At 57.6% G+C, this 19,020-nt stretch carries 20 protein-coding genes, 1 tRNA gene and 1 pseudogene; 11 read left to right on the top strand and 11 right to left on the bottom strand.

The window, feature by feature from the left end:
• Positions 1–35: 35 nt before the first annotated feature.
• The 6 genes from argS (at position 36) to ABYT07_RS06355 (ending at position 5,591) form a co-directional block, all read left to right on the top strand.
• Complete coding sequence (argS, locus tag ABYT07_RS06380; protein ID WP_372990206.1) at positions 36–1,778, top strand: arginine--tRNA ligase; 1,743 nt, start codon at positions 36–38, stop codon at positions 1,776–1,778.
• A 76-nt stretch (positions 1,779–1,854) separates the two neighbouring features.
• Positions 1,855–2,838: an SPOR domain-containing protein gene (locus tag ABYT07_RS06375; protein ID WP_372990205.1), complete on the top strand. Its 984-nt coding sequence runs from the start codon at positions 1,855–1,857 to the stop codon at positions 2,836–2,838.
• Positions 2,838–3,842 (top strand): beta-N-acetylhexosaminidase, encoded by a 1,005-nt coding sequence (gene nagZ, locus ABYT07_RS06370; protein WP_372990217.1) that lies wholly within the window; start codon positions 2,838–2,840, stop codon positions 3,840–3,842. The genes ABYT07_RS06375 and nagZ overlap by 1 nt, the downstream gene beginning before the upstream one ends.
• Positions 3,835–4,629: a ScpA family protein gene (locus ABYT07_RS06365; protein ID WP_372990204.1), complete on the top strand. Its 795-nt coding sequence runs from the start codon at positions 3,835–3,837 to the stop codon at positions 4,627–4,629. Before nagZ ends, ABYT07_RS06365 begins: the two co-directional genes overlap by 8 nt.
• Complete coding sequence (scpB, locus tag ABYT07_RS06360) at positions 4,622–5,278, top strand: SMC-Scp complex subunit ScpB (RefSeq protein WP_372990203.1); 657 nt, start codon at positions 4,622–4,624, stop codon at positions 5,276–5,278. The genes ABYT07_RS06365 and scpB overlap by 8 nt, the downstream gene beginning before the upstream one ends.
• Before the next feature lie 82 nt (positions 5,279–5,360).
• Positions 5,361–5,591 (top strand): hypothetical protein, encoded by a 231-nt coding sequence (locus ABYT07_RS06355; protein ID WP_372990202.1) that lies wholly within the window; start codon positions 5,361–5,363, stop codon positions 5,589–5,591.
• A gap of 82 nt (positions 5,592–5,673) precedes the next feature.
• On the opposite strand, the gene ABYT07_RS06350 is transcribed toward ABYT07_RS06355, so the two are convergent.
• The 8 genes from ABYT07_RS06350 to ABYT07_RS06315 all read right to left on the bottom strand — a co-directional run bounded on the left by ABYT07_RS06350 (position 5,674) and on the right by ABYT07_RS06315 (position 11,596).
• Positions 5,674–6,753, bottom strand: a complete 1,080-nt coding sequence (locus ABYT07_RS06350) for a 2'-deoxycytidine 5'-triphosphate deaminase (protein ID WP_372990201.1) — start codon at positions 6,751–6,753, stop codon at positions 5,674–5,676.
• A 64-nt stretch (positions 6,754–6,817) separates the two neighbouring features.
• A tRNA-Pro gene (locus tag ABYT07_RS06345) sits at positions 6,818–6,894 on the bottom strand.
• A 69-nt stretch (positions 6,895–6,963) separates the two neighbouring features.
• Complete coding sequence (locus ABYT07_RS06340; RefSeq protein ID WP_372990200.1) at positions 6,964–8,148, bottom strand: MerR family transcriptional regulator; 1,185 nt, start codon at positions 8,146–8,148, stop codon at positions 6,964–6,966.
• 4 nt (positions 8,149–8,152) lie between these two features.
• Positions 8,153–8,455 (bottom strand): integration host factor subunit alpha, encoded by a 303-nt coding sequence (ihfA, locus tag ABYT07_RS06335; RefSeq protein ID WP_372990199.1) that lies wholly within the window; start codon positions 8,453–8,455, stop codon positions 8,153–8,155.
• A gap of 99 nt (positions 8,456–8,554) precedes the next feature.
• Positions 8,555–9,526 (bottom strand): beta-ketoacyl-ACP synthase III, encoded by a 972-nt coding sequence (locus ABYT07_RS06330; protein WP_372990198.1) that lies wholly within the window; start codon positions 9,524–9,526, stop codon positions 8,555–8,557.
• A complete protein-coding gene (plsX, locus tag ABYT07_RS06325; protein ID WP_372990197.1) occupies positions 9,523–10,599 on the bottom strand; it encodes a phosphate acyltransferase PlsX in 1,077 nt (358 codons plus the stop codon). Before plsX ends, ABYT07_RS06330 begins: the two co-directional genes overlap by 4 nt.
• Before the next feature lie 41 nt (positions 10,600–10,640).
• Complete coding sequence (gene rpmF, locus ABYT07_RS06320) at positions 10,641–10,847, bottom strand: 50S ribosomal protein L32 (RefSeq protein WP_372990196.1); 207 nt, start codon at positions 10,845–10,847, stop codon at positions 10,641–10,643.
• A gap of 197 nt (positions 10,848–11,044) precedes the next feature.
• Entirely contained in the window at positions 11,045–11,596 is a 552-nt protein-coding gene (locus tag ABYT07_RS06315) for a DUF177 domain-containing protein (RefSeq protein ID WP_372990195.1), read from the bottom strand.
• A gap of 91 nt (positions 11,597–11,687) precedes the next feature.
• On the opposite strand from ABYT07_RS06315, the gene ABYT07_RS06310 reads away from it, so the two are divergent.
• From ABYT07_RS06310 to ABYT07_RS06290, 5 genes and pseudogenes are all read left to right on the top strand, one after another.
• A complete protein-coding gene (locus ABYT07_RS06310; protein WP_372990194.1) occupies positions 11,688–12,152 on the top strand; it encodes an outer membrane protein assembly factor BamE in 465 nt (154 codons plus the stop codon).
• Between the two features lie 47 nt (positions 12,153–12,199).
• Positions 12,200–12,922, top strand: coding sequence for a GNAT family N-acetyltransferase (locus tag ABYT07_RS06305; RefSeq protein ID WP_372990216.1), 723 nt, complete (start codon positions 12,200–12,202; stop codon positions 12,920–12,922).
• Positions 12,923–13,008: 86 nt separating this feature from the next.
• Positions 13,009–14,820, top strand: a complete 1,812-nt coding sequence (locus ABYT07_RS06300) for an ABC-F family ATP-binding cassette domain-containing protein (RefSeq protein ID WP_372990193.1) — start codon at positions 13,009–13,011, stop codon at positions 14,818–14,820.
• A 197-nt stretch (positions 14,821–15,017) separates the two neighbouring features.
• Positions 15,018–15,416 (top strand): cytochrome c, encoded by a 399-nt coding sequence (locus tag ABYT07_RS06295; protein ID WP_372990192.1) that lies wholly within the window; start codon positions 15,018–15,020, stop codon positions 15,414–15,416.
• A gap of 32 nt (positions 15,417–15,448) precedes the next feature.
• Positions 15,449–15,595 (top strand): annotated as a pseudogene (locus ABYT07_RS06290) (transposase); the annotation flags it as partial.
• A 26-nt stretch (positions 15,596–15,621) separates the two neighbouring features.
• On the opposite strand, the gene arsJ reads toward ABYT07_RS06290, so the two are convergent.
• The 3 genes from arsJ to ABYT07_RS06275 are packed head-to-tail and all read right to left on the bottom strand — an operon-like array spanning position 15,622 to position 18,743.
• Positions 15,622–16,899 carry an organoarsenical effux MFS transporter ArsJ gene (gene arsJ / locus ABYT07_RS06285; RefSeq protein ID WP_372990191.1) on the bottom strand — a complete coding sequence of 426 codons (1,278 nt, stop codon included), beginning with the start codon at positions 16,897–16,899 and terminating at the stop codon, positions 15,622–15,624.
• On the bottom strand, positions 16,896–17,894 hold the full coding sequence (locus ABYT07_RS06280) for an ArsJ-associated glyceraldehyde-3-phosphate dehydrogenase (RefSeq protein ID WP_372990189.1): 999 nt from the start codon (positions 17,892–17,894) through the stop codon (positions 16,896–16,898). Before ABYT07_RS06280 ends, arsJ begins: the two co-directional genes overlap by 4 nt.
• Before the next feature lie 6 nt (positions 17,895–17,900).
• On the bottom strand, positions 17,901–18,743 hold the full coding sequence (locus tag ABYT07_RS06275) for a metalloregulator ArsR/SmtB family transcription factor (protein WP_372990187.1): 843 nt from the start codon (positions 18,741–18,743) through the stop codon (positions 17,901–17,903).
• Positions 18,744–19,020 lie beyond the last annotated feature (277 nt).

Below are 19,020 nucleotides of genomic sequence, written 5' to 3'. Positions count from 1 at the left end.
GGTGATACACGAGGCCAAGACGAAGGAACCCCGTTATGAACCTATTTGCCGATATCCGCACGCTTGTGCTGTCCACGCTTGATGCGCTGGTCGCTGACGGGTTTTTGCCCCAAGGCCTGAACTTTGATGCGATTGCGGTTGAACCGCCGCGCGATGCCGCACATGGCGATATGGCGACCAATGCCGCGATGGTATTGGCCAAGCCTGCTGGCATGAAGCCGCGCGAGATTGCCGAAAAGCTTGCTGCCAAGCTGGTCGAAGACGCGCGTATAAACTCGGCTGATGTGGCGGGGCCGGGGTTCTTGAACCTGCGGCTTGCCCCGTCTGTCTGGCAGGGTGTCGTGGCCGCGGTTCTGGCCAAGGGCACTGATTTCGGACGCGGTGATTTGGGCAAAGGCAAGCGGGTCAACGTTGAATATGTTTCGGCGAACCCGACGGGGCCACTGCATGTCGGTCACACGCGCGGCGCGGTATTTGGCGATGCGCTGGCAAGTCTGCTGGATTTCGCGGGCTTTGACGTTACCCGCGAATACTACATCAACGATGGTGGGGCGCAGGTCGATGTCTTGGCGCGGTCGGTATACCTGCGCTATCTTGAGGCACATGGCCAAGAGGTCGCGTTCCCCGATGGCACGTATCCCGGCGATTACCTGATCGAGGCTGGCGAGGCCCTGAAGGCCAAGGTTGGTGACGCGTATATCGACCAGGACGAAAGCGTCTGGCTGGAAGATGTGCGCAACTTTGCCACCGAAGAAATGATGAAGCTGATCCGCGATGACCTGGCGTCTTTGGGCGTTGAAATGGATGTATTTTATTCCGAAAAATCGCTGTACGGCACCGGCAAGATCGAAGCCGCGATCAACGATTTGAAATCCAAAGGCCTGATCTATGAGGGTGTTCTTGAGCCCCCAAAAGGCAAGCTGCCCGAAGACTGGGAACCGCGCGAGCAGACGTTGTTCAAATCCACCGAACACGGCGATGACGTAGACCGGCCCGTGATGAAATCCGATGGCGGCTGGACCTATTTCGCGCCCGATATCGCGTATCACTATGACAAGGTGCAGCGCGGGTTCGACATGTTGATCGACGTCTTTGGCGCGGATCATGGCGGGTACGTCAAACGGATGAAAGCGGCTGTATCAGCGCTGTCGGGGGGCACTGTGCCGCTGGACATCAAGCTGACGCAGCTGGTGAAGCTGTTCAAGGACGGCAAGGAATTCAAGATGTCCAAGCGGGCAGGGACCTTTGTGACCCTGCGCGATGTGGTCGATCAGGTTGGCTCGGATGTGACGCGCTTTGTAATGCTGACGCGCAAGAATGATGCGATGCTGGATTTCGATTTTGCCAAGGTCTTGGAGCAATCCCGCGAAAACCCGGTGTTTTATGTGCAATACGCCCATGCGCGGGTCAATTCCGTGCTGCGCAAAGCGGCAGAAGCCGGCGTGGCCACTGACATGGCCACCTTGCAGGCCGCAGACCTTGGCCTGCTGGATCACGAGGCAGAGCTGAAGCTGGCTGCCAAGCTGGCCGAATGGCCACGCTTGGTTGAAACCGCGGCGCGCAGCAATGAACCGCACCGCGTTGCGTTCTATCTGTATGAACTTGCAGGCGACTTTCACGGGCTGTGGAACCGGGGCAATGATGTGCCTTCGCTGCGCTTTTTGCAGGATGACGCCGCGGTGTCGCAGGCAAAAATCGCGCTGGCACAAGCCACAGCGATTGTAATTGCGTCAGGTCTTGGTATTCTGGGTGTGACACCAGCGGAAGAGATGCGTTAAACGCACGCCCGGCGGACAGGCAACTTCAGATGACAGACCCGTGCCGATGAAACGAGCGGCGGGCAGTGAGGCAGAAATGGCAGATTACACAACCTCCCCCCATGGTGGGGGATACCAAGTTGAATCAGACATGTATGTTCCCCCTGCGCAGGGGGCTAACGCATTGGGAAAGCTCACGAATGTTGTGGGGGCTGCGATGTCGGTCGCCCTCGTCGTTGGCATCGGTGTATGGGGCTACAAGCTGCTCGTGCGCGATGTATCCGGCATCCCCGTGGTCCGTGCCGCACAGGGCGACATGCGGGTGCGGCCCAAGGATCCGGGTGGCCAACTGGCGACCAATCAGGGGCTTTCGGTCAATGCCGTTGCATCCGAAGGCACGGCCAGCGCACTAGCGGACCGTGTCATTCTAGCCCCGCAGCCTTTGATGCTCGAGGATGAAGACCAGCCTGTTCCGGTTGCCATGGTTGCATCTGCGCCACAGACAACAAACGAGACGCCGGATGTTTCCGCTGCGTTGAAACGCGGCGATGTTGACGGTCTTGTGGCCCAGTTGACCGACGGTCTGGACACGATGGAGAACGACGAAGCGTCGCTTGAGCCTATCATGGCAAGTGCGACCGTCGATATGGACACGCTTGAGATGTCGGTATCGAATGCTATTGCTGTGGCGATGGTTGCAGAGCCGGGGGTAAAGTCGTCTTTGCGCCCCAAGACACGGCCTGCAACGCGCGCGGCTGTGACGCCCGCCTCCTTTGCGCCTGCAGCTGCATCGACAAGCGTGAATGACATGGATGGCGACTCATTGCCGTCTGGCACGCGTCTGGTGCAGCTTGGGGCGTTTGATACCCCTGAAATCGCGCGCGCCCAGTGGGACAAGTTGAACGGTCGGTTCAGCGCGTATCTTGAGGGTAAATCCCGCATCGTCCAAGAAGCCAGCAGTGGGGGCCGAACGTTCTATCGCCTCCGGGCCCACGGCTTTGAAGACATCGCGGACGCGCGGCGGTTCTGTTCGGCTTTGGTCGCAGAGAATGCGGATTGTATCCCTGTCGTTACCCGCTGATGCGGTACGGCGCGACCATTCTGGATGCGACAGGTCTGCGGTTGACGCCGGATGAAAAGGCGCTGTTTCGGGCGGTCAAACCCTTTGGGTTTATCCTGTTCGCCCGCAATATCGACACCCCTGATCAGGTGCGTGCCCTATGCGCCGAACTGCGCGAGGCGGCGGGCCATAATGCAGTGATTACCATCGATCAGGAAGGCGGTCGGGTGCAACGTTTGCGCGGGCCAGTCTGGCGCGACTGGACACCGCCGATGACGTTTGTGCAGGCGGCAGGCGCTGATGCGGCGCAGGCGATGTATATCAGATTCCGCCTGATTGCAGATGAATTATTCGGCCTAGGCATCGACAGTAATTGCGCGCCGATGGTGGATGTGGCCGGGCCGCAAACCCATGAATTTTTGTACAATCGCTGCTATGGTACCGATCCCGATCAGGTCGCTGCATTGGGGCGCGCGGCGGCAGATGGCATGCTGGACGGCGGCGTGCTGCCTGTGGTGAAACACATTCCCGGCCATGGACGGGCGACGATGGACAGCCATTTCAATTTGCCCTTGGTGGGGGCCGACCACGCGACGCTGACAGCCCACGATTTCGCCCCCTTCAAGGCGCTGAACGACCTGCCGATGGGGATGACAGCGCATTTGGTCTATGACGCGATTGACCCGCGCCCTGCGACGCTGTCGCCTGTGATGATGGACGTGATCCGCAGCGAAATCGGCTTCGATAATCTGATCATGACCGATGATATCTCAATGAAGGCGCTGGACGGGGCGGTGGATCAGATCAGCCGTGATGCGCTGGCGGCAGGGTGCGATGTGATCTTGTATTGCAACGCCGCGCTCTCTGATCGTGCTGCCGTCGCCGATGCCGCAGGCGAGATGACGGACGCGGCCCAAACCCGCGCTGTTCGCGCGCTGAATGCACGCAGAACCCCTGACGAGATTGACATTCCCGCCCTGACTGCGAAGCTTGATGCGCTTTTGGGCGGGGGCTTGCATGGCTGATACGCTGTTTGATGAAGACAAGGCTTCGGTCGCCGAACGGTTGGCCGCTGAAGCCCTGATCGTGGATGTGGACGGTTTCGAAGGCCCTCTTGATCTGCTGCTGACCCTCAGCCGCACGCAAAAGGTTGATCTGCGCAAAATCTCGGTGCTTCAACTGGCGCGGCAATATCTTTTGTTTGTCGAAAAAGCCAAAGCATTGCGGCTGGAACTGGCGGCTGACTATCTGGTCATGGCCGCATGGTTGGCGTTTCTTAAATCGCGTCTGCTGCTGCCGCCAGATCCGACCGAAGAAGGCCCCTCTGGAGAGGAGCTTGCCGCGCATCTGGCGTTTCAGCTGGAGCGTTTACAGGCGATGCGGGATGCCGCTGCCCGACTGATGGCGCGCGACCAGCTGGGCCGCGATTTCTTTGCGCGGGGTCAAACCCAAGAGGTCAAGCGCACCCGCCGTGTCACCTATACCGCGACGCTGCTGGATTTGATGCAAGGTTATGCCCGCATTCGAACCCGCGACGATTTCCGTCCCTTTGTGATGGACCGCGAGAAGGTCTTCACGATGGAGCAGGCGCTGGAACGTATGCGTGGTCTGATCGGCTTTGCCGGCGATTGGGGTGATCTGACCAGCTATCTGCCCGAAGGGTGGGACGGCGATCCGGTGATGCGTCGGTCGGCCACGGCGGCGACATTTGCAGCATCGCTTGAATTGGTAAAAGAAGGCCATCTTGAGATCAGGCAGACAGGTATGTTTACCCCGATAGAATTGCGGAAAAGGGCTGAAGGTCGTGGCTGAACCGTTTGAAGAAAAAGAAGAAAGCCTGTTTGATGCGCCGCTTATGGCGGAACAGGAACGCATGCTTGAGGCGATCTTGTTCGCGACCTCGGAACCCATCACCTTGCGCGAGATCGAAGCGCGTTTGCCCCATGGCTGCGATGCCGCCGAGGCGATGGTACATTTGCGCAAGCGCTATGAAGGGCGCGGGGTGCAGGTTGCCAAGATCGGCGATGCCTATGCGATACGCACGGCCGCCGACCTTGGGTATCTGATGCAAAAAGAGACCGTCGAGATACGGAAACTTTCGCGCGCGGCGATCGAGACCTTGGCGATCATTGCCTATCACCAACCCGCGACACGCGCCGAGATCGAGGAAATCAGGGGCGTGTCCGTGTCGCGCGGCACATTGGATCAGTTATTGGAACTTGAATGGATTCGCTTTGGCCGTCGCAAGATGACACCAGGGCGGCCCGTAACCTTTGTTGTGACGCAAGAGTTCTTGTCACATTTCGGGCTGGAAAGCCCGCGTGACCTGCCGGGACTTAAGGAATTGCGGTCGGCCGGTTTGCTTGAGAACCGACCCGCCTTTGGGGCGATTCCGATGATGATCGGCGATGAGGACGAGGACGAGGCAACCGAGGGGCAAAGCGAGCTGTTCGAAGATTAATTCTATAACGGGCCTGAAAATGCCGTATTGGTCGCTATATTGTAACCAAGATATAAATTCCCACGTGTAAACGAGGTAAAGAATGAACCAGATTGTAAATATGATCATGCGCCGCGTCATGGGCCGGTTGATCAATAAGGGCGTCGATTTTGGATTTCACCAAGCATCCAAAATCGGCAAAGGCAAGAATGGTAAAGGTCAGCAAGCCCAGCTATCGTCAGAAGAGGATGCGCGCCGTGAACATGCGGGGCGTGAGCAGGGCAAGCAATCACGCGATATGTTGAAAAACATGCGGCGTTTGAACCGGTTTTAAACGCTGTTTGGGGGCGCTGCCCCCCGCCCTGATGGGCGTCCCCCGGGATATTTGAAAGCAAGAGAAGCCCGGCATGCCGCGATCAGCGTGCTGTGCGAAAATGTTTGCTGAGTTTGAGGCCTTGACCTTGGTAGTTTGATGCGATTCCCTCACCGTAAAGCTGCGTAGGGACCTGAGCCATTTTCTCATAGACCAAGCGGCCAACGACCTGTCCGTGTTCAAGCACGAACGGTGCTTCGTGGCAGCGAACTTCGAGGACGCCGCGTGAGCCTGCGCCCCCCGACGATTTATGGCCAAAGCCCGGATCAAAGAAGCCTGCGTAATGCACCCTGAATTCGCCAACCATTGCAAGGTACGGGGCCATTTCTGCGGCATATTCGGGTGGAATCGTGACGGCTTCGCGGCTTACTAGGATATAGAATGCGCCGGGGTCGAGGATGATTTGACCGTTCTCGCTGTGGACTTCCTCCCAATAATCGGCAGGTGCGTAGTGGCCGATATTGTCCAGATCAATCACACCGGTATGCGGTTTTGCACGGTAGCCGACCAATGTCGTGCCGGGCAGGCGCAGATCAACCGAGAAGCCGAGACCGTCGTCAATCACCGCATGGCCATCAACAAGGGGTGTCGCGGCATGCAGGGCGCGCAACGCGTTGTCGTCCAATGTGGCATCACCCGCGGAAAAACGAATCTGGTTGAGGCGCATACCGGGGCGCACCAGCACCGAGAAGGAGCGCGGGCAGATTTCAGCATAAAGCGGACCAGTATAACCTGCCTCGATGCGGTCGAATTCGGTACCGCCGTCGGTGATGGTGCGGGTCAGCAGGTCAAGCCTGCCGGTCGAGCTTTTGGCATTCGCCACTGCGGAAATGTCGGCGGGCAGGGACAGCGTTTCCATCAACGGCACGACGTAGACGCAGCCTTTTTCCAGAACGGCACCATTGGTCAGATCGACGCGGTGCATTTCGAATTCGCTTAGGCGGTCCGCAACCTTGGCCCCATGCCCTGCTAGAAATGACGCGCGGACGCGGTAGGCGACGCTGCCCAAACGCAAATCAAGGCTCGCGGGTTGGATCTGGGCGGGATCAACTGCGGGCGACCCTATGATCTGGCCTGCGTTGATCATTTCGCTGATTTGCTGGTTTGGGATTACACCGCCCATGGCTGGACCTTTCAAATGCAAACGCCCGCACCGTTACAGGCGCGGGCGTTTGTTTTATGTCGGTTGGTCGGGCTAGCAGGACTCGAACCTGCGACCTTCCGTCCCCCAGACGGACGCGCTACCAGGCTGCGCCATAGCCCGACATGAGGCGTTTCATACCTGATAATCACCGGTGCGCAAGGGGGAATTGCCGCAAAGCGCATCGTGAGTTCAGTCTTTTGCCCGAGGGTTCTGTTCAGAGGTCATCGAATTCCGCAAAGCTTGCAGTTGCGCAAGCATGGGGGCGATTTTCTGCGCTGTTTCTGGCGATAATTCTGTGCAGGTCAGGATCGCGGCAAGGCCGCCGGGGGCTGCGGGCATATCAGCTTCGTCGGGAATCAGGGGCAATTCTATGATGCGGGGCTTGCGTTCGACAGCGGGTGTCGGTGATTGGGGGGCAGGCTCGGACTTGGCCTGAGCTGCCTCTGCGGGGGGGCTATCGGGCTCGGCCGCAGGGCGGCGCAAAAATGTCGGGCTGTCTGCCGCTGCTTCTGGCGGGCTGTGATCAGCCGACGCATCTTTTTGGGCTGTTTCGGCATCTGTCGGCATCTTTGACGCGTCAGTCGTGGTATCGGGCGTGATTTCTACCGCGCCTTCATCTTGGCCAAGGGTCGATGATGCGGGCCTGTCAGAATCGCTTGGTGGTTGTGGCGTTGGGGTCGCCGCAGCAGAATCGCTTGTATTAGCAACTGCGGCGGGGGCCGGTTCAATTGCGGGTTCATCTGCGGGTTCTGGGGCGTCTTCAGGCGCTGATGACGCGATGTCTGCCTGTGCTACCTCGGGTGGGCCAGGCTGTGTGTCGGGTGTTTGCGAAGGAGCTGCGGGAAGGAGCCCCGGGACCGTATCGGCGGTGTTTTCCGCCGCAGTTTCGATGGGCGCGCTTTTTGGATCGGAACCTAGATCCGCTTGCGTCTCCTTTGGGGCTTCTTCGGGCGTTTTATCGGGGCGGGCGGCCCCGAAGGGCAGCACGACGCTTTCAACCACAGGGTCTTTCAAACCAAGCGTTTGATCTTGCGGCGCTGAATCAGACATGTCGATCGTGTTTTGATCGCTTTGGTTCAGATCGGCTTGGGTTAGTTCATCCAAGGGGGCCGAGAGGGCAGCGACATGGCTCATCCCTTCTTCGCGCAGAATTTTCTGAACGCCTTTGATCGTCAGGCCATCATCATGCAGCAAGCGCTTGATACCGCCCAATAAAAGCATATCGGCGGGGCGGTAATAGCGCCGTCCGCCCGCGCGTTTAATCGGTTTAACTTGGGTGAATTTACTTTCCCAAAACCGCAGCACGTGGGCCTGAATCTCAAGCCAATCCGCTACTTCGGAAATTGTTCGGAACGCATCCGCAGATTTGGGCATCGGTTTAACGCTTGTTGCCGTCGGCAACGCGGTCCTTCATTAAATGCGAGGGGCGGAAGGTCAGCACGCGGCGGGGATTGATCGGGACTTCTTCGCCGGTTTTCGGATTGCGACCGACGCGGGCGGATTTTTCCCGCACCGAGAATGTCCCGAAAGACGAGATCTTGACCTGTTCGCCTTCCACCAATGCGTCGGACATGTGATCCAGTACGGATTCTACCAATTGCGCGCTTTCGTTTCGGGAAAGACCTACCTCGCGAAACACAGCTTCGCTTAGATCCATCCGCGTCAAGGTCTTGTCAGCCATCCCATCCCCCATGCTTATTTTCTCCAACATAGGCCGCCCCGTTTTTGCAAGTCAACAACTATGGGCTGTAAGGTCCTGTTTGCGCGACAAAAAGCCGTTTTACCAGCGTATGACGACAGCGCCCCAAGCCAAACCGCCGCCGATGGCTTCGGTTACCAGAAGGTCGCCATTTTTGATCTGGCCGCGTTCTTGTCCGACCGAAAGGGCAAGTGGAATCGATGCGGCAGAGGTGTTTCCGTGGTCCTGAACCGTCACCACGACCTGATCCATAGACAGGTTCAATTTCTTGGCAGTGCCTTGAATAATCCGGATATTTGCCTGATGCGGCACGACCCAGTCGATGTCATCTGCCGTAACGCCTGCGCGCTCCATTGCGGTGGTCGCGGTCGAGGCTAGCTTTTCAACAGCGTGGCGGAAAACCTGATTGCCCTGCATGCGCAGATAGCCGGTCGTGCCAGTGCTGACGCCGCCGTCTACATATAGCAGATCGCGGTAGCGCCCGTCGGAATTCAGATCAGTGGACAGGATTCCGCGATCTTGCGGGGTGCCGTTGCCTTCTTGGGCTTCCAACAGCAAAGCGCCGGCACCGTCACCGAACAAAACGCTGGTGCTGCGGTCGGTCCAGTCCATGATCTTGCTGAATGTTTCGGCCCCGATGACCAGAACCCGTTTGGCTTGACCCGATACAATCAGGGCATTGGCGTTTGACAGGGCAAAGATAAATCCGGCGCAGACAGCCTGCACATCAAAAGCAAAGCCGGTTTCCATGCCAAGCTGCGCTTGCACCATGGTAGCGGCAGAGGGGAAGGTCAGATCGGCGGTGGAGGTGGCCAGAATGATCGCATCGACGTCGGCAGGGGTCTTGTCTGCCTGTTTGAGGGCCGCAAGAGCAGCCGCCGTGGCCATCGTGGATGTGGTTTCATCGCCAGATACGAAATGACGGCGTTCGATCCCGGACCGGGACCTGATCCAGGCATCATCCGTATCGATCTTGCCTTCGAATTCGGCATTTTCTACAACACGTTCCGGCAAATAGTGCCCGGCACCGATTACAACTGCCCGTAGGGTCATGTTTCCGTCTCTTTCACCGGCGAGGCTGCTGCAACACGCGCCGCCAACCGGTTGGTAAATTCACTTTCCGCCAAGCGCGCAGCCAGTTTGATGGCCGAGGATACGCCGGTTGCATCGGCCGCACCATGGGATTTTACAACAGTACCGTTCAGGCCCAGAAAGACGCCGCCATTGACGCGGCGTGGGTCAAAGCGCTTGCTGACCCGGCGCAACGATGAATAGGCCAATACAGAGGCCATCCGAGACCAGATCGAGTTTTTGAAGGCCGTGCGCAAGCCGCCGCTGATCAAGGTTGCAGTGCCTTCGCCTGTTTTGATCGCAATATTGCCGGTAAAACCGTCAGTGACGATCACATCAGCGGCGTTGCCCGCGATATCGCCGCCCTCAACAAAGCCGACGAAATCGAATTCGGCGTCGTCGGCGGCATCGCGAATCAGCTCATGCGCTTCTTTTAGCTCGGCGCGGCCTTTGTGTTCTTCGGTCCCGACATTCAGCAAACCGACACGGGGGCGCTTTATGTCCATCCCGTTGCGCGCATAGGAATTACCCATCAGCGCATACCGCAGCAGATCATCGGCATCGGCGCGGACATCCGCACCAACGTCCAGCAGAACGTTAAAGCCTTGGGGATTCGTGGACGGGTACAGGACCGCAATCGCGGGCCGGTTCACGCCGGGCAGCTTTCTCAGGCGGATCATCGACAGCGCCATCAGCGCGCCCGTGTTGCCACAGCTGACTGCAACCGAAGCCTCGCGCGAGCGGACGGATTCGATTGCGGACCACATGGATGTGTCCTTGCCGTTACGCACGACATTGCTGGGTTTGTCATCCATCGTGACGACACCCTGTGCATCACGCACAGTGCAACGGCCCCGTAATTCGGGACGCTTGGCCACTAAAGGGTCGAGCGTCTCGGCGGGGCCGTGCAGGACAAAACTAATGTCCGGATTTTTCGCAGCAGATTCAGCACACCCGGCAACAACAATTGCCGGGCCCTGATCGCCCCCCATCGCATCAACTGAAATGACGGTACGCTGAGCTTTCGCTTGAGCCTGATCGGACATGGCCGTCATCTTTTGCGAAGCCTCTTTATGCTGCGGTTGACTGTATCAGCTTACGCTGCGTCTTCGTCGAGATCGACTTCTTCGGCCATCGCGACGACTTCGTTGTCATCATAGTGACCACAAGCGGCACAAATGTGGTGTGGGCGCTTCAGCTCACCACAGTTTGGGCATTCGTTAGGGTTCGCAGCGGTCAGCGAGTCGTGCGCGCGGCGATTGTTGCGACGCGATTTGGAAACTTTATTCTGTTGGACAGCCATATCTGGTGCCTTTGCCTTCGGGGTCGTTCAGCGGCATGTAGCCAAAGACGACCGTGTTTCAGATCAACTCCCGGTTTGGGCGTGACGTGCGTTTAGGCCTAAGCCTATCCGATGTCCAACCTTAATTGGGGTGAGAGGCGCAAAATACTGCTAAACAATATCGATGCAACCCCGATTTTAAAGCAATTACGTGTGTTTTAGTCCTTATCGTCTTTCAACGCTTGGCGTAAATCCGCCAAGCCGGCAAAGGGGCGCGCGTCTGCGTCTGTCATCGGGGCATCGCCAGGCTTGGTATAGACCAGCTCTCCCAGCTCGGCACCATTGGCGCGGGGGTATTCCGGCACCTCAAGCGCGAGGGCTTCGATCATCACAATGACGGGGTCGATCCAAGCGCCCAGCGGTTCCGAGCGGTCATCTTCGGGCATTTCGGCCTCTGGTTCGTCGGGTTCAACGTAATCCTTGACGAAAAGCCGCGTGATATCGGTGTCGATGCGGGTCATCACCGGCTCAAGCGAGACCACGCAGGGCTGGATGACGGTGGCACCAAGGCGCGCATCTAGCTGCCAATCGGTGCGGCCAAGGGCGGTCAGCGTGCCTTGAAAGGATAATTTACGCACCGATGTCAGCCCCAGTTCTAGGGCGATTTCCCGCAGGGCGTCGGCATCGGGGCGTACGGAGAAAGGCGTTTGTGCGTTTTGCGGCAGCTCTGCGACACGCAATGCTGTGGGGCTTGGGGGCGTGCGAGACATGATGATGTGCTTTCGTTTCTTGAACCATAGGGGGTGCTTGGTGTATGCGAGATAAAAGCCATGATCCCTAAGGGCAAGAGGGCACTAAAGAATGCGTAAAGATCGCCATGTCATAAAGACACTGTTTGCTGCCGCTGTTGTGGGGGCTGGTCTGATGCTGGGGGGGTGTGCGCCGCAATACAAGAATCACGGCTATATTCCCCCCCAGGAAGATCTGGACAAGATTTCGATTGGCCAGGACACCCGCGATACGGTGGCTCAAACCGTTGGCGTCCCTGCGTCGGCAGGTCTGTTGACCAACTCTGGCTATTACTATGTGCGGTCGCGGCGCAGGGCGGTCGGGTTTCTGGCCCCCAAAGAGATCGAGCGCGAAGTCGTCGCCGTCAGCTTTAACGCACAAGGCGTGGTCGAGAACGTCGAGCGCTTTGGCCTTGAGCGCGGCAATGTCATCACGCTGGACCGCCGCGTGACCAGTTCATCGGTTCGGGACAGGTCCTTTATTCGCCAGCTTTTGGGCAATATCGGGCGTTTCAACCCGGCGGGGCTTGCGGGCTAGGGTCCGCGCCTTTGCACCGCAAGGCGACACCCAAAAACGTTGATGTGATGGGCCTTGTGCGGGGCACACATGAGGTGTTTGTCGCGCGGTCCGATCAGGACATTGAAGCTGCTCAGGCACTGCGGGCATTGGCATTCGGGCTGGATGTCACCCACGACCGTGATGCATTCGACACCACCCAGCACCAGATCCTTGTGCGCGATCTTAGGAACGGTCAGATCGTCTGTTGCTTTCGGACCCGTGTTTTCATCGGCGCGCAGTTAGAGCAAAGCTATGCCGCGCAATTTTATGACTTATCCGGTCTGTCGGGGTTCGATGGCCAGATGATGGAGCTGGGGCGGTTTTGTGTGCATCCAGACGCCAGTGACCCTGACATCGTACGCATGGCGTGGGCAGCTTTGACGCGGTTCGTCGATGCGTGCGGGATCAAGCTGATGTTTGGCTGTTCGTCCTTTGCGGGCAGGGTGGTTGCTGACTATGCAGATAGTTTCGCGCTGCTGCGGGCGCGGCATTTGGGGCCTGCGGTCTGGCGACCGGCCGAAAAGGCAAGCGATCCAGTACGATTCGCGGATCACGCGCGGGCACAGCCGGACCTGCAAAAAGCCATGCAACACATGCCGCCTTTGCTGCGGACCTATTTGCTGATGGGCGGCTGGGTCAGTGATCATGCGGTTGTCGACCAGCACATGAAAACGCTGCATGTGTTCACCGGGCTTGAGATTGATGCGATCCCCGAGAACCGCAAACGCTTGCTGCGCGGCTTGGCCTGAAAAGATTCCATGCCTTCGGCGAGGATTTAGGGCCATTTGGAACGAGGGTCATTGACCCCGACGCAGCGCAGATATAGCTGGCTGCCATGGCACGCGCACCCCTTTTACAAGTGAACGAGATCACGCTGACTTTCGGCGGCGATCCCGTATTCGAAGATATGTCTTTGGTCGTTCAACCGGGCGACCGGTTGGCGTTGGTCGGGCGAAACGGCTCGGGTAAATCCACGTTGATGAAAGTCATGGCTGGTATTGTTGAGCCTGACAGCGGCGACGTTATCGTCGGCCCCGGCGTATCTGTCGGCTATATGGAACAAGACCCGGACCTGACGGGTTTCGAGACCTTGGGCGATTTCGCGTCCCACGGGCTTGATCCGTCAGAGATGTACAAGGTTGAACGCGCGGGCGAGGGTTTGAAGTTCGACCCTGCACGTCCCGTCAGCACCGCCAGTGGTGGTGAACGTCGTCGCGCAGCCTTGGCGCGGTTGATGGCATCCGAGCCCGAGTTGATGTTGTTGGACGAACCAACCAACCACTTGGACATCGAGGCGATCCGCTGGTTGGAAGACGAGCTGAAAACCACGCGTGCCGCTTTCGTTATTATTTCTCACGATAGGGCGTTTTTGCGCGAATTGACCCGTGCAACGCTGTGGATCGACCGCGGTGTGACCCGCCGGCAGGAAATCGGCTTTGGCGGGTTTGAGGCATGGCGCGATCAGATGTGGGAAGAAGAGGACACGCAGCGCCACAAGCTGAATCGCAAGATCAAGGCAGAAGCACGCTGGGCTGTCGAAGGTATTTCTGCACGGCGCAAGCGCAACCAAGGCCGCGTGCGCGCCTTGCAGGATTTGCGCGCCGAACGCGCCAGCCAGATTACGCGGCAGGGCACGGCGGCAATGGCGCTGGAAGCCGGGCCCAAGTCGGGCCGCAAGGTGGTCGAGGCGACAGGCATCACCAAGGCCTTTGGCGGTAAGACGATTCTGCGTCCCTTTGACATCACCATTCAGCGCGGCGACCGGATTGCCTTGGTCGGACCGAACGGTGTCGGCAAAACAACGCTGCTGAACATGCTGATCGGCAAGGAAGAACCCGACAGCGGCACGATCAAGCTGGGCACCAACCTTGAGATTGCATTGTTTGACCAAGCCCGCGCGCAGTTGGATGGCGACATGTCGTTGTGGGATAGCCTGACAGGCGATCCCGAGATGCGGGTGTCGGGCAAGGCGGACCAGATTTTGGTGCGCGGTATGCCCAAACATGTGGTCGGCTATCTGAAAGAATTTCTGTTTGACGAAGCCCAAGCGCGTGCGCCTGTGCGGTCACTGTCCGGTGGGGAAAAGGCGCGATTGCTGCTGGCCAAGATCATGGCCCGGTCCAGCAACATGCTGGTGCTCGATGAACCTACAAACGATCTGGACGTTGAAACCCTTGATTTGATGCAGGAATTGCTGTCGACCTATGACGGTACCGTGCTGCTGGTCAGCCACGACCGTGACTTCCTTGACCGCGTTGCGGCGACCACCATCGCGATGGAGGGTGACGGTAAGGCTACGGTTTATGCCGGCGGTTGGACCGATTATCTGGCGCAGCGCCAGCAGGATGACTTTGACCAAAGCGTGATTGCCAAGGCCAAGCCGGGGGCAAAGGGTGATAAGCCGAAAGCATCCGCGCAAAAGGGGCTTAGCTTTACCGAAAAACACCGTCTTGAGGCATTGCCCGCCGAGATCGCGCGTCTTGAGGCCGAGATTGCCAAGCTGGAAGAGCTGATGAGTGATCCGGCGCTTTATACCGACAATCCGGTAAAGTTCCAAAAGGCCACCGACGCGCTGATCGAGCGGAACGAAAAACTACAGGATGCAGAGGCCGAATGGCTGGTGCTTGAGGAAAAAGCGGAAGGCTGAGGGCGTTTTGCTTTGGGTCGTTTGCGCGGGCAGGAACACCGAGGTCTGCAATGCGGACATAGTGTAATTTCGCTGCGGTTGCGCCAACGGCAGCTTTCAGTCAGTCCAAGAACAACCCCCGTTTTGATTTTTGTCAACTCCAGCAACTTCGTTGGCTTTATGGTGATCCAATAAACCATCATACTGGGGAGGTAACAATGAAGGTCTTAGGGTTATTTGCGGCGGTTTTTGGCGGCTTCGTTAGCACATCAAACGTTGCCAATGCGGACGATGCGGGGCATGCGGCATACATCAATGCTTGCGCAACGTGCCATGGCGTGGATGGGCGAGGCGGCGGACCGATAGCAGAATTGCTCACCGTCGAAGTACCGGCGTTGACAAGGTTGTCCGCCGAGAATGAGGGCGTCTTCCCGATGCTCAAAGTCATTCATGCAATTGACGGGCGCCAGTCCATCAGAGGGCATGGCAACCCGATGCCGGTTTGGGGACAACAGTTCGAGGTCGAGGCAGAAGACTATGGCCCCTATGGCGGCGAAGCCGTTGTTCGCGGCCGCATTCTATCGATCGCCTACTACTTGGAATCCATCCAAGAGTGACGCAACCGACGAAACAGTATGCGATCGGCTTCCGCAAAAAGGTGGAAATGCTCTTCGCACACCTCAAACGCATCCTCGGGCTGGGACGCCTGCGATTACGTGGCCCATGCGGTGCAAATGAAGAGTTTCTCCTCGCCGCAACCGCCCAGAACCTCCGCAAACATCTCCAGTGCAATCCAGACAGCGAGGTTCTTTTCAAAAATATTTACGCAGCAGCTTTATCGGTTTTTGGCGCTTTAAGTTGCGATGTTCCGACCCAGCTAAGACCAATCATCACGGCGGCGGTGCCGAGGCAGAGTGAGAGCCCACCCAACTGATATGTGATTCCGGACAGGACTGTGCCAACCAATCGGCCCGCAGCATTGGCCATGTAATAAAAGCCCACATCCATCGTGACCCGTTTTGCATCCGTAAAGCTGAGGATGAGAAACGAATGAAGGGCTGAGTTTACAGCGAAGATGCCGCCGAACACCAATAGGCCCAAGACAATCGTTGCTGTCAGCATATTGGACGGTTCGGGAACCAGCCAGACCAGACCGGCAAGGAAAGCAGGCACAATGACAAGCAGACCAACCCACCGTTTTGCCAGTACCAGAATTTCCGCTTCTGATCTGGACGTCGCCCTGAGGATGCGCGGTGCCGAGCCTTGGACGATGCCATAAAGGATCGTCCAGACGGCCATAAACGTCCCTATCATGAAGAAGGCTGCTCGGTTGCCCTCAGTGCTGCCATCCGACAACACCGCATAAAAATAGATCGGGATACCGACCACAAACCATACGTCCCTTGCCCCGAAGAGGAACAGCCGTGCAGCACTGAGCCAGTTGATGTTGCGGTTCTTGGAGAACACTTCAGTGAACTTTGCGTCCTTGCGTCCCACTGGCAGGCCCGTTGGCATGCCGATCACCACTCCGATCAGGATGAGGAAAAGGATTGCTGCCATCGTCAGGACCGAAAGAACGAACCCAAAGACGGCGAGCAATACTGCGCCCAATAGAAAGCCGCTGCCTTTCACGGCATTCTTTGATCCGGTCAGGGTCGCAACCCAGCGGAACAGTCCTCCGCCCGTCGTCGGCGCAAGGATTTTCACCGCGCTCTTGGAACTCATCTTGGCCAAATCCTTGGCCACGCCAGACAGGCCCTGTACCAGCATTACAAACACCACAGATGCGGTGATGCTCCACACTGGATCAAGCTGGGTAAGAGCCAATAGCGCCACAACCTGCAACGACAACCCCATATAAAGCGTCGACGTCAGTCCAAACCGTGCCGCGATCCAACCTGCGGACAGGTTGGTCACCACACCTGCGATCTCATACAGCACAAACAGATAGGCCAGCTGCACCGGCGAAAAACCGAGCGTGTGAAAGTGAAGCAGGACCAGCATCCTCAATGCTCCATCCGTTAGCATGAATGCCCAATAGGCGGCTGTCACCGTGATGTAGGCGGCGAACCCTGCGGCCCGTTCTGGTGGCCGTGTCACAGCTTGCCGCCCACCATCAGAGCCACATCAACCAGGCGATACGCATAGCCATATTCATTGTCATACCACGCGTAGACTTTGAGCTGGGTGCCGTTCACGACCATCGTTGACGGTGCATCAATGATACCGCTGCGTTGATCATTGGCATAATCAGATGAGACCAAGGGGCGGGTTTCATAACCAAGGATACCTTTCAGCGGCCCTTCAGCGGCAGCTTTGAACAATCCGTTCACCTCTTCCACAGTCGTTTCACGGGCCATTTCAAACACGCAATCCGTGATGGACGCGTTCAAAAGCGGCACCCGCACCGCATGGCCATTCAACTTGCCCTTCAACTCGGGATAGATCAGCGTGATCGCCGTAGCAGAGCCAGTTGTGGTCGGGATAAGGTTGGTCAGCGCTGACCGCGCGCGGCGCAGATCCTTGGCGGGGCGATCCACAATCGTTTGCGTGTTGGTCACATCGTGGATCGTCGTGATTGAGCCGTGCTTGATACCGATCCCTTCGAGAAGAACCTTCACCACAGGCGCGAGGCAGTTGGTCGTGCAGCTTGCCGCCGTAACAATCTGGTGGGTGTCCGTGTCGTAAATGTCATCGTTTACCCCATAGACGATGTTGGCCGTCGGCCCGTCTTTGACCGGCGCTGAGACGACAACCTTTTTCACGCCCGCAGCAAAATAGGGGGCCAGCTTGGCCTCTGTCTTGAACGCGCCTGTGCAATCAATCATCACATCCACGCCGTCCAGCGGTAACTCTTCCAGATTGCGGGTGCTGGTGACAGGAATGCGAATCCCGTCGATGCTGACCGAACTATCATCAGCCTCAAACACAGCAGGCCAACGCCCATGGACAGAATCAAATGCGAGCAGATGTGCATGCATCGCGGGATCACCAACCGCGTCGTTGATAAATGCAATTTTTGCGCCGCGCTCCAAAAGCGGGCGAAGGGCGAGTTTACCGATGCGGCCAAGGCCGTTGATAGCATAGGTGGTCATAACTGATTATTCCTGTTTGGCAGTTTCTTTGCCGATCTGATCGACGTGTTTTTGTAGCGATCCACGGTCCAAATTCTCGAACGGCAACGCGGAGAATGCCATGATGCGGTTGTGCAGCGCCCCGTAGGTCTGGTGGAACGCAAGACGCTTTGCCGCATCGGTTCCTTCAGCCTTTACAGGGTCCGGCATACCCCAGTGACCAGAGACGGGCTGACCGGGCCAAGTGGGGCATTCCTCATTGGCGGCACGGTCACAGACGGTAAAGACAAAATCCATGCGCGGAGCGTCGACACCTTGGAATTCCTCAATGTTCTTGGACCGCAAAAGCGACACGTCATGCCCCTTTGATTTAAGCAGTTCTACCGCAAAAGGGTTCAGCTCCGAGCGATGCGCGGTGCCTGCCGAATAGGCTATGAACGTGTCGCCCACCTTATCGCGCAAAATGGTCTCTGCAAAAATCGAGCGGGCAGAGTTTCCGGTGCAAACGAAGAGGACGTTGAACTTCTTGTCAGTCATGGGAGAGATACTCCTGAGAAGATCAGAAAATTGTGGCGGGCAAAGGTCCGCCCGTCCGCGACAACAATCGACAAACAGACCTGCAACAACCTCACGGGCTGCGTCGAGATTGATGGCATAGAGTAGCCGCGTCCCGTCCCGACGCTGTGAGATGAGACCTGCCTGAGTCAGGGCAGACAGGTAGACCGATGCGGTGCTGGCCTTGAAGTCCAAGGCTTCGGCAATTTCACCAGCTGGCAGTTCATCTGGACAGCGGCGCATGAGCAGCCGGAACACCGCCATCCGCTGAGGATGACTGAGAATAGCGAGTCGGTTTGTGAGTATTGATTCCATACTTCATGAATATTGAAATTATATGGATTTGGTCAAGTAAGTTCTTGATCAAGGCATCCGAAACCAAATGGCTACCCTTCATCGACCCGGAGCCCCCTACGCTCCTTTGCGCACCTTCGCTGCGCACAACATCAAGGCCCGCTGTGCGGATGGGGTGGATGGCTCCTGCATCAATCGGCGTCGCAATGCGCCATAGTGCAGTTGCTATGAACTGCTTATGAGAGGAGCCACCCAATGCATGTTACAACAATGGGCCTTGATCATTGACCGGCAGGGT

Origin of the sequence: Sulfitobacter sp., assembly GCF_041552635.1 — a bacterium.
Lineage (GTDB): Bacteria > Pseudomonadota > Alphaproteobacteria > Rhodobacterales > Rhodobacteraceae > Sulfitobacter.
The sequence above is the reverse complement of the archived record's forward strand: the minus strand, read 5'-3'. Positions and strand labels throughout refer to the sequence as shown.

What these genes read in the sequence shown, in the direction of transcription:
- ABYT07_RS06330 (WP_372990198.1), bottom strand. Translation starts at nt 9,526, where the DNA reads ATGACCCTACGGGCAGTTGTAATCGGTGCCGGGCACTATTTGCCGGAA.
- ABYT07_RS06350 (WP_372990201.1), bottom strand. Translation starts at nt 6,753, where the DNA reads ATGGGCGGTGTAATCCCAAACCAGCAAATCAGCGAAATGATCAACGCA.
- ABYT07_RS06375 (WP_372990205.1), top strand. Translation starts at nt 1,855, where the DNA reads ATGGCAGATTACACAACCTCCCCCCATGGTGGGGGATACCAAGTTGAA.
- ABYT07_RS06305 (WP_372990216.1), top strand. Translation starts at nt 12,200, where the DNA reads ATGGGCCTTGTGCGGGGCACACATGAGGTGTTTGTCGCGCGGTCCGAT.
- rpmF (WP_372990196.1), bottom strand. Translation starts at nt 10,847, where the DNA reads ATGGCTGTCCAACAGAATAAAGTTTCCAAATCGCGTCGCAACAATCGC.
- plsX (WP_372990197.1), bottom strand. Translation starts at nt 10,599, where the DNA reads ATGACGGCCATGTCCGATCAGGCTCAAGCGAAAGCTCAGCGTACCGTC.
- nagZ (WP_372990217.1), top strand. Translation starts at nt 2,838, where the DNA reads ATGCGGTACGGCGCGACCATTCTGGATGCGACAGGTCTGCGGTTGACG.
- ABYT07_RS06280 (WP_372990189.1), bottom strand. Translation starts at nt 17,894, where the DNA reads ATGACCACCTATGCTATCAACGGCCTTGGCCGCATCGGTAAACTCGCC.
- argS (WP_372990206.1), top strand. Translation starts at nt 36, where the DNA reads ATGAACCTATTTGCCGATATCCGCACGCTTGTGCTGTCCACGCTTGAT.
- ABYT07_RS06295 (WP_372990192.1), top strand. Translation starts at nt 15,018, where the DNA reads ATGAAGGTCTTAGGGTTATTTGCGGCGGTTTTTGGCGGCTTCGTTAGC.
- ABYT07_RS06275 (WP_372990187.1), bottom strand. Translation starts at nt 18,743, where the DNA reads ATGGAATCAATACTCACAAACCGACTCGCTATTCTCAGTCATCCTCAG.
- ABYT07_RS06315 (WP_372990195.1), bottom strand. Translation starts at nt 11,596, where the DNA reads ATGTCTCGCACGCCCCCAAGCCCCACAGCATTGCGTGTCGCAGAGCTG.
- ABYT07_RS06365 (WP_372990204.1), top strand. Translation starts at nt 3,835, where the DNA reads ATGGCTGATACGCTGTTTGATGAAGACAAGGCTTCGGTCGCCGAACGG.
- ABYT07_RS06340 (WP_372990200.1), bottom strand. Translation starts at nt 8,148, where the DNA reads ATGCCCAAATCTGCGGATGCGTTCCGAACAATTTCCGAAGTAGCGGAT.
- ABYT07_RS06310 (WP_372990194.1), top strand. Translation starts at nt 11,688, where the DNA reads ATGCGTAAAGATCGCCATGTCATAAAGACACTGTTTGCTGCCGCTGTT.
- ABYT07_RS06300 (WP_372990193.1), top strand. Translation starts at nt 13,009, where the DNA reads ATGGCACGCGCACCCCTTTTACAAGTGAACGAGATCACGCTGACTTTC.
- ABYT07_RS06355 (WP_372990202.1), top strand. Translation starts at nt 5,361, where the DNA reads ATGAACCAGATTGTAAATATGATCATGCGCCGCGTCATGGGCCGGTTG.
- ihfA (WP_372990199.1), bottom strand. Translation starts at nt 8,455, where the DNA reads ATGGCTGACAAGACCTTGACGCGGATGGATCTAAGCGAAGCTGTGTTT.